This is a genomic window from Arthrobacter sp. NPDC057013 (genome assembly GCF_042674585.1).
Lineage (GTDB): Bacteria > Actinomycetota > Actinomycetes > Actinomycetales > Micrococcaceae > Arthrobacter.
This window is the reverse complement of the sequence record NZ_JBHUSE010000015.1, coordinates 103,921-115,076: the sequence shown is the minus strand read 5'-3', so window position 1 is coordinate 115,076 and position 11,156 is coordinate 103,921. Positions and strand designations below refer to the sequence as shown.

Genomic DNA, 11,156 nt, shown 5'->3' with positions numbered 1-11,156 from the left:
GTTCACAAACGAACCGCACCGGCCGCCGTCGTTCTTTAAGGCGCGAACTGGCAGCTGATGCCCTCAAATACAACTTTTGGGGGCATCAGCTGCCAGTTCGGGCTTGAGTGAGATCCGTAACGTGGCGTCGGCTCCCAGCTTGCCTCGCAGCTACCACCGGGTAGTCTGATGTCCACCATGTTCACGCTGACTATCAATCAAACAGACAGCCGGCGCGACGGCGACCGGGTCCCGCATCTCCTCAAGGACCTACGGCATATCCCGGCGCGACTGGACTTTGACCGCTCCGTCGAGGATGAGGTACAAGGCATAGTGGATTGCCCGCACCAGGCGGTGGATGCCGCCCTGATCGCGCTCCGCTGCGGAACCTGGTACGTGGGGATCGGCGTGGGCCCGGTGAACGAGCCGCTGCCCAACCAGATCAAGGATGCCAGCGGGCACGGCCTCATCTACGCCCGCCGGGCCGTGGACCGCCTCCGCAACGGCAAGGAGCGCATCCCGGTGGCTGTGGAGGGTCCGCTGCCGGACGTGGCAGCCGAGTCCGAGTCGGTGCTCCGCCTGCTGGGCCACATTGTCCGGGACAGAAGCGAGGCCGAGTGGCGCGTGCTTGACCTGATGACCCCCGGGGTGCGCGGCCAGCAGAAGACCGTGGCCGCCGAACTCGGCATTACCTCCCAGGCTGTCAGCAAGGCTGTCGCGAGGTCGCAGTGGAACGAGGAGCATGCAGCCCGGCCGGCGGCGGCCAGGCTGCTCTCGCTGATTCTCGACGTACGCTAACGCTTTTTACAGCGGGCCGCCTGTTACAGGAGGCGCCGCAGTACGTGGGCGGCGCCGTCGTCGTAGACCGACTTGGTGACCTCGTCCGCGGCGGCCACCACTTCCTCCGGAGCCTGCCCCATGGCGACCCCGCGGCCCGCCCACGTCAGCATCTCGATGTCGTTTCGGCCGTCGCCGATGGCAACCGTGGCGGCGGGATCCACGCCGAGGCGGCTGCGCAGGTTCTCGAGCGCACTGGCCTTGGTGACGCCGGCCGCGGCGATGTCCAGCCACGCGGTCCAGCCGACCGAATAGGTCACGCCGGCAAGGCCGATGTGCTCGATGGCTTCGTTGAACTCCTCCGGTGTGTTCTCCGCACTGAAGACCACGACGCGGACTGCGGTGGCCTCGAGCATGGTCTGGAAGTCCACGCCGATGGCCTCGACGCCGAAGCTCGCGTCCTGGAAGCGCTCGGTGGAGAGGAAGTTGCCGTCCTCATCCTCCAGCGCATATTTCGCGGCCGGCAGGCGTTTGCGGAGGGCGCGGAGTGCCGGGCCCGGATCGAAGGTGGCCTTGTGGATGATGTCGTAGCCGTCAGGCAGTCCGGGGTCCAGGCGCAGCGTCACGCCGCCGTTGCAGCAGACGGCGTAACCCCGCTCGAGGCCGATCTGTTCGATGATGGGGAGCGTGGCGTTGAGCGAACGCCCGGTGGCGATCATTACCTCGTGCCCGGCCGCGACCACTGCCTGGGCGGCGTCGCGGACCGGGGCGGACATGTGGCCGTCGTGGTCCACGAGGGTGCCGTCCACGTCCAGGGCGATCATGAGTTTCTGTTGTGCTTCTCGCCGGTCTTCGATGCCGGCGGCTGAGGATTCAGTCAGTGTAGTCATGCTTCCTAGTAGAACAGACACCTCTGACACCAGCTAGGACGCAGAGCACAGCAACGGGTGAACAGCGGGTAAATACCCACAGGTTTTCCCCGGTGTGAGTGTTTACCCCCGCAACAGATTGGTGCTTAGAGAACCGGGAGAACCTCAAGGCCGCCGAGGTACTTCTGCAGTGCCGCCGGCACGTTAACCGAGCCGTCAGCGTTCTGGTGGTGCTCCAGCAGGGCCACGATCCAGCGGGTGGTTGCCAGCGTGCCGTTGAGCGTGGCCACAGCACGGGTGCCCTTGGGCGTACCATCCTCGGTGAACACGCGCTCACGGATGTTGAGGCGGCGGGCCTGGAAGGTGGTGCAGTTGGACGTGGACGTCAGCTCGCGGTACGCACCCTGCGTGGGGACCCAGGCCTCGCAGTCGAACTTGCGGGCCGCGGACATGCCCAGGTCGCCCGCGGCGGTGTCGATCACCCGGTACGGAAGCTCGCACTTGGCCAGCATCTGCTCTTCCCAGGCGAGCAGGCGCTCGTGCTCGGCCGCGGCTTCCTCCACCGTGGTGTAGATGAACATCTCCACCTTGTTGAACTGGTGAACGCGGATGATCCCGCGGGTGTCCTTGCCGTGCGAGCCGGCCTCACGGCGGTAGCAGGAGCTCTGGCCCGCGAAACGGATGGGGCCGGCGGAGAGGTCCAGGATCTCGTCCGCATGGTACCCGGCGAGCGGTACCTCCGAGGTGCCCACAAGGTAAAGGTCGTCTTCGGCGAGACGGTAGATCTCGGCGTCGTGCTTTACATCGAATCCGGTGCCCTGCATGGTCTCGGGGCGCACCAGGGTGGGGGTGATCATCGGAATGAAGCCGGCCTCGATGGCCTGCTCCATGGCCATCTGGAGCAGGGCCATTTCCAGCCGGGCGCCCACGCCGCGGAGGAAGTAGAAGCGGGCGCCGGAAACCTTGGCGCCGCGCTCCATGTCGATCGCGCCGATCAGCTCGCCGATCTCGAGGTGGTCGCGGGGTTCGAAGTCAGGGAATTCGCGCGGTGCGCCGACGGTCTTGACCACAACGTAGTCGTCTTCGCCGCCGGCGGGAACGCCGTCTTCAATGAGGTTGGGGATGGTGCGCAGCAGTTCTTCCTGCTTGGCCTGGGCGGCGTCGGCCTCGGCGGAGGCTGCCTTCACCGCACCCGCGAGTTCGCGGACCTCGGCGAGCAGTGCCTGCTTTTCCTCGCCCTTGGCCTGCGCCACCTTCTTGCCGAACGCGTTCTGTTCGGCCCGGAGGTTTTCGAAGCTGATCAGTGCTGTGCGGCGCGCGGCGTCGGCGTCGATGATCGCGTCCACCAGGGTTTCGTCCGCACCGCGGGCGCGCTGGCTGGCGCGGAACTTGTCCGGATTTTCGCTGAGGTCTTTTACGTCGATCACCAGACAAGGGTATCGAATCTGCGGGACACTCCGGGCGGGATAGTGTTGGAGCACCATGAGCGACCTGCTTCTTTACGTCCTGATCGCTGCAGCCCTGGCCTTCGCCGTCTCCAGCTGGTGGGGCGTGCGCAGGCTGAAGGCCCTGCACATCCGCAGCGCCGTGCGCGAAGAGGCCCACGAGCACGGCCTGGACCGCCAGCGCGTCGCCGTCATCCTCAACCCCGTCAAAGCCAAGGCCGATGAAGCCCGCGCCACCATCCAGCGCGCCTGCCTGGCCGCCGGCTGGGAGGAGCCCCGCTTCTTCGAAACGACGCCGGAGGACCCGGGCCACTCGCAGGTCAGGGCGGCGCTGGAGTATGGCGCCGACGTCGTCCTGGTGGGCGGCGGCGACGGCACAGTGCGCGTGGCGGCCGAGGCCCTGGCGCACAGCGGGGTGGCTATGGGGCTGATCCCGCTGGGCACCGGCAACCTGCTGGCCCGCAACGTGGACCTGGACGTCTACGATCTGTACGGCAGCATCCAGACCGCGCTCTTTGGCCACCAGCGGTACATCGACACGGCACGGATGGAGATCGAGAACTCGCTTACGGGCCATTCCTCAAGCCACTCGTTCCTCGTCATCGCCGGCATCGGGATGGACGCCGAGGTGGTGGGCGACACCAACGCTGACCTCAAGCGCGCTGTCGGCTGGCTGGCCTACACGGAGGCCGGCGTCCGCCACCTTCCCGGGCGCAGGAAGAAGGTCGCCATCTCGCTGGATGACCAGCCGGACCAGTCACGGAAGATCCGCAGCATTCTGTTCGCCAACTGCGGCCTGGTTCCGGGCGGCATCGACTTCATCCCGCAGGCCATGATCGACGACGGGATGCTGGACGTGGTGGTCATGAGCCCCCGCAGCGCCGTGGGCTGGCTGGCGATGTACGCCAAGATCCTGTTCAAGCACAAGCGGCACCTGCCCGTCATGAGCGTGTACCGCTCCGGCAAGGTGGTCATCAAAAGCCCTGAGCCCCTGCCGACGCAGCTCGACGGCGACACGTCCGGGGACGCCACGAAGGTGACTGTCCACGTGGAGCCCAGATCGCTGCTGGTGCGGGTCAGGGAAACCCTAGGATGACTGCGCCCTAGGCTGACTGCGCTGTGCCGGCATGCTTGGCTGACTCGGCAGCGGCCTTTGCGGCTGCCCGGGCTTCGGACTGTTCGCGGATCATGGCCTGCTCCTCTTCGAAGCGCAGGCGGTCCGCACGGTCGGCCTCGTCCCCGTCCCAGTCCTGGTTCTCGGCTGTGGGCTTGGGATTGACGATCATTCCTTGGCCGTCATTGTCATTCTTGTCCGACATGACCCGCTCCTTTCGTTGGGGCCATCCCTTTATTGATCATGCAAGCATACGCACAGCAACAGAGGCAGGGAAGTGCCCCGAGGGGCATTTATCTACGCTGACGGCGAAGCTTCCACCGGTGTCTCCGCGTTCAGGGAGCCGCTGGAGAGTATCCCTTTGACCCATGCATGCGCCGCTTGGAATGCCTCGTCGGACGTGTGCTCCGGCACCACGGCAGCCTGCGCATCGGCACGGCCGTAGGACCCAAGGAACCGGGTGGCGGGGCTGATGCGGTGCAGGCCTGCGAGGGCATCGGCCACCCGTGCATCGCCCACGTGGCCGTCGGCGTCGATGCTGAAGAAGTAGTGGCCCAGGTACTGCCCGGTAGGGCGCGACTCGATGCGGCTCAGATTCACGCCGCGGGTAGCGAACTGGTCCAGGATTTCCATCAGTGCGCCCGGCCGGTCCTCGGGAAGCGGCACCACCACAGTTGTCTTGTCCGCGCCGGTCCGGGCCGGCAGGACGCCCGGACGGCTGACCAGGATGAACCGGGTCACGGCGCCGGGGTTGTCGCCGATGTTCTCGGCCAGCACATGCAGCCCGGGCTGCTCCGCAGCGATGATCGGCGCGCAGATGGCGGCGTCGTAATGCGCGTCATCCTCCAGCAGGCCCAGCGCAGCAGCAGCCGTTGAGGACCCGGGAATGTATTCTGCGCCGGGAATATGCTCGTCCACCCACAGGCGGCACTGCGCCCAGGCGTGCCCGTGGGTGGAGATCCGGCGGATTTGGGACAACTCCATTCCGGGCCTCGCAACCAGCACGAAGCTGATGGGCACCAGGGCCTCACGGATGATCCGCAGTTCCTGTCCTGTGGCAATGGCGTCCAGGGTGGCCGTGACGCCGCCCTCCACAGAATTCTCGATGGGCACCATCGCAGCGTCGACAGACCCCTCCCGCACCCTGTCCAGCGCCGCGTTGACGTTGGAGGACGGAATGCGGACGGCTTCGGCAGCATCAGGAACCTGCAGGAGCGCCGCCTCCGTGAACGTGCCCTCGGGGCCGAGGAAAGTATAGGTGCGGCGGGCGGAGGGCATGAATATTCCTTTGCGGGTGGGAAGGGAAGGACGACGGCGGGCCCGCCTGATGGCGGAAAGGCCTACAGAACCACGGGCTTGAGGCCGTTGTCGGACACCAGCGGCTTGCCGGATTCCAGCCACTGGTCCATGCCGCCGGCCACGTTCACGGCCGAGTATCCCTGGCCCACCAGCCACTGCGCTGCGCGGAAGGAGCGCCCGCCGGTCCGGCAGATGACATACAGGTCCTCGTCCGGGTCGAGGTCGTCCAGGCGTCCGGGCAGCTGGTCCATCGGGATGTGCAGGGCACCTTCAGCGTGGCCTGCTGACCATTCGTAGTCCTCCCGCACGTCCAGGATGGTGGCGTCCGCGGGGACGTCCTTCACGGTGACGGTATCGAAGTCGCTCATGGGAGTCCTCTCCTTGGCCTCAAGCTCTCAGCTCCAGCGTATCGCCAGCACAGCGCCCCGCACCCGCCGGCCGGCACAGGTTACGCTGGTCCGAAGCCCGCGAGCCGGTTAAAAAGGAGCACAGCAAAGGAGCACAGTGTCCGCCCCAAACACCCTGGCTGACATCCACCGCCTGCCGGCCGTCGAACTGAGGGCAGCGCTGCGTTCCGGGGAGCTTTCCGCCCGCGAGGTCACGGAGCATTTCCTGGCGCGGATCGAGGAATCGAACCCGAGGCTGGGCGCGTTCATTACCGTCACCGGGCCGCGAGCGGTGGCCGAGGCCGCCGCAGCCGACGCCCTGTTCGCCCGGCGTCGTGCGGACGAACCACTCCCGCCGCTGCACGGGATGCCTGTTGCGTTCAAGGACCTCACCGACGTCGCCGGCGTGGTCACCACCCACGGCAGCGCGGCGCTGGACCGGCGTCCGGCACCGGCCGACGGCGCCCTCGCGGCGGCGCTCAGGGGCGCAGGTGCCATCTCCCTGGGCAAGACCCAGGTTCCCGAATTCGGTTTGACGGCCTACAGCGAAAACCGCATCGCACCGCCGTCGCGCAATCCCTATGCCCTGAGCAGGAGCTCGGGAGGTTCCTCGGGCGGCAGCGCCGCTGCCGTGGCGGCGGGGTTGGTGCCGTTCGCCCCCGGAACCGATGGCGGCGGCTCGATCCGGATTCCGGCGGCGGCATGCGGGCTGCTCGGCCTAAAGCCCGGCCGGGGCGTGGTCCCGGCGGGCGAAAGCAGCGGGGATCCCGCGAGCCTGGTGGCGGCCGGACCGCTGGCGCGTACGGCGGCCGACGCCGCACTGTTGCTGGATGTCCTGTCGCCCAAAGCCCCATCGCCCGGCGGTCCTGCCCCCAGAACCCCAGCTACCGGAAGCCCCGACGGGACGGGTTACCTGGATGCCGTGTACCGCGCCCCCGCTTCGCTGCGGATCGGCGTCAGTCTGGACAGCCCCTGGGCCGGGATCTTCCCGTTCACGTCGGATCCTGAGGCACTGGACGCGCTGGACGCCGGCATCCGACTGCTCACCGGTGCCGGGCACGACGTCGTCGAGGCCGGGATCCGGTACGACAACCGCTACCCCGACGCCTTCACCACCGCCTGGACGGCAGGGGTGGGCGCGGCCCGGATCGCGCCGCACCGCGAGGCCCTGCTGACGCCCCTGACGCGGACTTTCCGGCGGCGCGCGCAGCAGCGGAGCGCCGCCAAGCTCAACGAGTGCCTGGCGTTCCTGCGGCAGTTCGAGCGCGACACTCTGGCGCAGTACTCGGCCTGGGACCTGATTTTGACACCCGCGCTGGCTCAGACACCGCGCCCGGTGGGCTGGTTCACAGGGTCGGGGCACGGTGACGGCCGGTGGCCGTCACCGGAATGGGCAGGCGACGCCGACAGCGACTACCGCAGGCAGTGCGAATTCGCACCGTGGTCGTCCATGGTCAACGTGTGCGGCCTGCCGGCCGTCAGCATTCCCGTGCACTGGACCGGAGGCAGCCCCGGGACGGGGCTGCCGATGGGCATCCAGCTGATTGGCCGCCCCGGCTCGGAAGCACTGCTGCTTCAGGTGGCGGCCCAACTGGGGTTCTAACCGGTCAGATGGTGCTGGACGTGCCGGCGACGCTCGCCAGAATGGTGATCCCCACGATGGCGAGGACGGTCAGGACCAGGCCAAGGTACCCCATGACCAGTCCGGCAATGGCGAAGCCGCGGCCTGACGGTTCGCGGCGCAGCGCCAGGTGGCCCAGGATCACAGCGGCGATCTGCGGCAGGATGAAGAACCCGAAGCCCAGGTAGACGGCGATGCCGCAGCACAGGCTGGCGATGCTCAGGCCCTTCGGCTGGGGTGCCGCGCCGTAGTAGGACGGCTGGCCGTAAGGGCTCGAGTGCTGCTGACCGTACTGGCTCGAGTATTGCTGGCCGTACTGGTAGCCGTACTGCTGTCCGTAGGGGCTGGCCGGCTGGCTGTACTGCTGGCCAGCGTCACCGTATTGGCCGCCATACTGCTGGCCGGGCGGGGTGTACTGCGACGCGTTGTGCTGCGACGCGTTGTGCTGTGCCGGGTTGTACAGTGGCGGATCGTAGAGCGGCGGGGCCGGGATGTCCGGGCCCTGGGTGCTGTACGACGGTGGCTGGTTGTGGGTGTCCGGCGTCGGCTCGTCGCCGGATCCGGGACGCTGCTCTGTCATGGAAATCCCCCTCATTTGGTCCTCAACAGAACATTACCGCCGCCACCATGCAATGGCTCGGGAAGCCTGCTCACTTGGGGAGCAGCTCCCATATCAGCCACAGGGCCGGCGCCAGCAGCGCCGCGGAGACCAGTCCCGCGACGAGCGACCTTCCGACAACGCGCAGCACGGTGACCGGCCTCCGCTCCCGGCCGTATAGGTAGTGCGGCGGAAGGGAACGGCTCTGGACCGGACGCCTGACGACCAGGCGCTGTGGGGCCGGGCGGGGTGCAGCCGGGCACCCTGCGGCCGGCCGGTATGCAGGGTTCCGGACGGTTCCGGCCCCCGGCACCTGCGGTCGGGTGAGGAGCTGGCCGAGCTGCGCGTAGAGCAACAGGACCGAGGGCGAATCCAGCACATCCGGCAGGTTGGTCACGCCCGCCGCCACGCAGTCGATCCCCCGCACCTCAATGCCCGAGCCGGTGGTGGCCTGCATTTCCGGCTGGGCCGTCAGGCAGATCAGGGACCGGACCAGCCTCCGCCACGGCGCCGGCAGCACAGCAGCCACCGCCGCCGCCTGCGCCAGCGCAGTCTCCACGGCCGGGAACCGATCATGACCGTTCTGCCTAAGCGCGCCATCCACGACGTCGACCTCGCCGGACCACGTCTTGGCGTTGACCACCACCACACCGCCGGGCCCCACCAGGACATGCTCCAGCCGGGCCAGCGGACGGCCGGGCCAATGGACGTCGTGGAGGAGGAACCAGCCGTAAGGCGCCAGCTGGGCAAGTTTTTCGACTACCAGATGGCTGTTGCGCTCTGCGCTTGCAGGAGCAGCCAAGACGCCTTGGTCCGCGCGGCCAGCGCCGCCGGGGGCGTCCGGCTCAAGAGGGGCGAGATGACGCTTCAGCCGCGCGATCCGTTCGGAGGCGAGCCTCGTCCGTTCAAATGCTGCGTCTCCAGCCCCCATTGTTCACCTCTGCATTACTCGCTCGTCGGCCAAATGACCGGACCAATTCAACCGGACTGAATCTCCCTGCCGTTAAAGACCCGGCAGAAAATCCGGACAAATTACCGGCCCAAAGGGCCGAGAATTACCCCGGCAGCGGATGGCACGGCTGTAATTCAGCCACCGGCTTCCGGGACGTTTCCGCTGGTCCGGGCACCCGGCGTCGTACATGGCACCGGACGTTCCTGCCGTTTGAACGTAACAGCCTTGCCAGGGGCGGGTATATAAGTAGTTTTCTGCACTACTCAGTTTTTTATCGCGGATAAATGCAAGTAGTGCGGAAAAATGGTGACATTCTGCGTCACAGGGACCGGATTCCGGACACGTCGTGTTGCCGTTCGCCGTCGTCTGGCATGCTGGTGCAATGGCTAGCCGAGCGGGCACAGTTGCCCAACCCCAAGACCTTGTTGACCTGACCGCACTGCTCGACGCGTACTACGACGTCAAGCCTGATCTGGGGGACCCTGGCCAGCGCGTGGCCTTCGGCACCTCCGGGCACCGCGGATCAAGCCTGAAAGCGTCCTTCAATGAAGGACATATTGTGGCGATCACGCAGGCGATCGTGGAGTACCGCGCCGGAGAGGGCATCACCGGCCCGCTGTTCCTGGCCAAAGACACCCACGGGCTGAGCGAACCGGCGCAGAACTCCGCCCTTGAAGTCCTGGCGGCCAACGGCGTGAACGTCCTCATCGACGCGCGGCACGGCTACACCCCCACGCCCGCTCTGAGCCACGCCATCCTCACCTACAACCGCAACGCACCGGCCGGAGCCCCGCAGGCTGACGGCATTGTTGTCACTCCCAGCCACAACCCGCCGGCCGACGGCGGCTTCAAGTACAACCCTCCCCATGGCGGCCCGGCCGACACCGACGCGACGGGCTGGATTGCCAACCGCGCCAACGAACTGCTGGAGAACGGGCTCCGCGGCGTGAAGCGGATTCCGCTGGCCCAGGCACTCGAGGCCGAGACCACCGGAAAGTTCGATTTCCTGAGCAGCTACGTGGACGATCTGCCCTCCGTCCTGAACCTGGACGCCATCCGCGACGCCGGGGTCCGGATCGGGGCCGACCCCATGGGTGGCGCGTCCGTGGACTACTGGGGCGAGATCGGCGAACGCCACCAGCTGAACCTCACCGTGGTCAACCCCACCGTGGACCCGCAGTGGGCCTTCATGACGCTGGACTGGGACGAGAAGATCCGGATGGACTGCTCTTCGCCGTCGGCCATGGCCTCGCTCATCAACCGGATGGCTGTCGGTGCGGACGGATCCGCCGCCTACGACGTCGCCACCGGGAACGACGCCGACGCCGACCGGCACGGCATCGTCACCCCTGACGGCGGCCTGATGAACCCCAACCACTACCTCGCCGTGGCCATCGACTACCTCTACCGCAACCGCAGTGGCTGGAACCCGAATTCCGTTGTGGGCAAGACCCTCGTCTCCTCCTCGATCATCGACCGCGTGGCGGACGGCCTGGGCCGCAAGCTCGTGGAGGTCCCCGTGGGCTTCAAGTGGTTCGTGCCGGGCCTGCTTTCGGGCGAAGGTGCATTCGGCGGCGAGGAATCGGCCGGTGCTTCCTTCAACAAGCGCGACGGCAGCGTCTGGACCACGGACAAGGACGGCATCCTGCTGGCGCTGCTGGCCTCGGAAATCACCGCAGTCACCGGCAAGTCGCCGTCCCAGCTCTACAAGGGCCTCACGGACCAGTTCGGCGCTCCGGTCTATGCCCGGATCGACGCCGCCGCCACCCGGGACCAGAAAGCTGCGCTCGGCAAGCTGTCCCCGGAGGACGTCACCGCCACCGACCTGGCCGGTGAGACGATCACGGCCAAGCTGACCAAGGCGCCGGGCAACGGCGCCTCCATCGGCGGCCTGAAGGTGGTCACCGAGAATGCGTGGTTCGCCGCCCGCCCCTCCGGCACCGAGGACGTCTACAAGATCTACGCGGAGTCTTTCAAGGGCGCCGACCACCTCAAGCAGGTCCAGGCCGAAGCCAAGGCCCTGGTGGACGGGGTCATTTCCTAGGACCCTCTGGGGCTACCCGGGAACCAGAAAGCGCCGGATGGCTTAGCCATCCGGCGCTTTCTTGCTGCTCTC

General features: G+C 67.3%; 11 protein-coding genes. 4 read left to right on the top strand and 7 right to left on the bottom strand.

Annotated elements, in window-relative coordinates:
- Positions 1–177 precede the first annotated feature (177 nt).
- Positions 178–777, top strand: a complete 600-nt coding sequence (locus ACFTSA_RS17700) for a hypothetical protein (RefSeq protein ID WP_377952927.1) — start codon at positions 178–180, stop codon at positions 775–777.
- 23 nt (positions 778–800) lie between these two features.
- Here the strand turns inward: ACFTSA_RS17700 and ACFTSA_RS17695 are convergent, their stop codons facing one another.
- Positions 801–1,646: an HAD family hydrolase gene (locus ACFTSA_RS17695; protein ID WP_377952921.1), complete on the bottom strand. Its 846-nt coding sequence runs from the start codon at positions 1,644–1,646 to the stop codon at positions 801–803.
- A 125-nt stretch (positions 1,647–1,771) separates the two neighbouring features.
- On the bottom strand, positions 1,772–3,052 hold the full coding sequence (gene serS, locus ACFTSA_RS17690; RefSeq protein ID WP_377952919.1) for a serine--tRNA ligase: 1,281 nt from the start codon (positions 3,050–3,052) through the stop codon (positions 1,772–1,774).
- A 55-nt stretch (positions 3,053–3,107) separates the two neighbouring features.
- On the opposite strand from serS, the gene ACFTSA_RS17685 reads away from it, so the two are divergent.
- Positions 3,108–4,166, top strand: a complete 1,059-nt coding sequence (locus ACFTSA_RS17685) for a diacylglycerol/lipid kinase family protein (protein WP_377952918.1) — start codon at positions 3,108–3,110, stop codon at positions 4,164–4,166.
- A gap of 7 nt (positions 4,167–4,173) precedes the next feature.
- Here the strand turns inward: ACFTSA_RS17685 and ACFTSA_RS17680 are convergent, their stop codons facing one another.
- The 3 genes from ACFTSA_RS17680 to ACFTSA_RS17670 all read right to left on the bottom strand — a co-directional run bounded on the left by ACFTSA_RS17680 (position 4,174) and on the right by ACFTSA_RS17670 (position 5,851).
- Positions 4,174–4,389: a hypothetical protein gene (locus ACFTSA_RS17680; protein WP_190605680.1), complete on the bottom strand. Its 216-nt coding sequence runs from the start codon at positions 4,387–4,389 to the stop codon at positions 4,174–4,176.
- A gap of 92 nt (positions 4,390–4,481) precedes the next feature.
- Complete coding sequence (pheA, locus tag ACFTSA_RS17675; RefSeq protein ID WP_377952917.1) at positions 4,482–5,462, bottom strand: prephenate dehydratase; 981 nt, start codon at positions 5,460–5,462, stop codon at positions 4,482–4,484.
- Between the two features lie 62 nt (positions 5,463–5,524).
- Positions 5,525–5,851: a rhodanese-like domain-containing protein gene (locus ACFTSA_RS17670; RefSeq protein WP_377952916.1), complete on the bottom strand. Its 327-nt coding sequence runs from the start codon at positions 5,849–5,851 to the stop codon at positions 5,525–5,527.
- A 154-nt stretch (positions 5,852–6,005) separates the two neighbouring features.
- Here ACFTSA_RS17670 and ACFTSA_RS17665 point away from each other — a divergent pair, with 154 nt between their 5' ends.
- The gene (locus ACFTSA_RS17665) at positions 6,006–7,472 is read left to right on the top strand and encodes an amidase (protein ID WP_377952926.1); all 1,467 of its coding nucleotides are present in this window, start codon (positions 6,006–6,008) and stop codon (positions 7,470–7,472) included.
- A gap of 4 nt (positions 7,473–7,476) precedes the next feature.
- Here ACFTSA_RS17665 and ACFTSA_RS17660 read toward each other — a convergent pair whose 3' ends face one another.
- Both ACFTSA_RS17660 and ACFTSA_RS17655 read right to left on the bottom strand, forming a co-directional pair.
- Positions 7,477–8,070 (bottom strand): DUF4190 domain-containing protein, encoded by a 594-nt coding sequence (locus ACFTSA_RS17660; RefSeq protein ID WP_377952914.1) that lies wholly within the window; start codon positions 8,068–8,070, stop codon positions 7,477–7,479.
- Between the two features lie 70 nt (positions 8,071–8,140).
- Positions 8,141–9,019 (bottom strand): NERD domain-containing protein, encoded by an 879-nt coding sequence (locus tag ACFTSA_RS17655; RefSeq protein WP_377952913.1) that lies wholly within the window; start codon positions 9,017–9,019, stop codon positions 8,141–8,143.
- 403 nt (positions 9,020–9,422) lie between these two features.
- Here ACFTSA_RS17655 and pgm point away from each other — a divergent pair, with 403 nt between their 5' ends.
- Positions 9,423–11,084, top strand: a complete 1,662-nt coding sequence (gene pgm, locus ACFTSA_RS17650; protein ID WP_377952912.1) for a phosphoglucomutase (alpha-D-glucose-1,6-bisphosphate-dependent) — start codon at positions 9,423–9,425, stop codon at positions 11,082–11,084.
- The last annotated feature ends 72 nt before the right edge of the window (positions 11,085–11,156 follow it).

What these genes read in the sequence shown, in the direction of transcription:
- ACFTSA_RS17685 (WP_377952918.1), top strand. Translation starts at nt 3,108, where the DNA reads ATGAGCGACCTGCTTCTTTACGTCCTGATCGCTGCAGCCCTGGCCTTC.
- ACFTSA_RS17700 (WP_377952927.1), top strand. Translation starts at nt 178, where the DNA reads ATGTTCACGCTGACTATCAATCAAACAGACAGCCGGCGCGACGGCGAC.
- pheA (WP_377952917.1), bottom strand. Translation starts at nt 5,462, where the DNA reads ATGCCCTCCGCCCGCCGCACCTATACTTTCCTCGGCCCCGAGGGCACG.
- ACFTSA_RS17655 (WP_377952913.1), bottom strand. Translation starts at nt 9,019, where the DNA reads ATGGGGGCTGGAGACGCAGCATTTGAACGGACGAGGCTCGCCTCCGAA.
- ACFTSA_RS17695 (WP_377952921.1), bottom strand. Translation starts at nt 1,646, where the DNA reads ATGACTACACTGACTGAATCCTCAGCCGCCGGCATCGAAGACCGGCGA.
- ACFTSA_RS17680 (WP_190605680.1), bottom strand. Translation starts at nt 4,389, where the DNA reads ATGTCGGACAAGAATGACAATGACGGCCAAGGAATGATCGTCAATCCC.
- pgm (WP_377952912.1), top strand. Translation starts at nt 9,423, where the DNA reads ATGGCTAGCCGAGCGGGCACAGTTGCCCAACCCCAAGACCTTGTTGAC.
- ACFTSA_RS17670 (WP_377952916.1), bottom strand. Translation starts at nt 5,851, where the DNA reads ATGAGCGACTTCGATACCGTCACCGTGAAGGACGTCCCCGCGGACGCC.
- ACFTSA_RS17660 (WP_377952914.1), bottom strand. Translation starts at nt 8,070, where the DNA reads ATGACAGAGCAGCGTCCCGGATCCGGCGACGAGCCGACGCCGGACACC.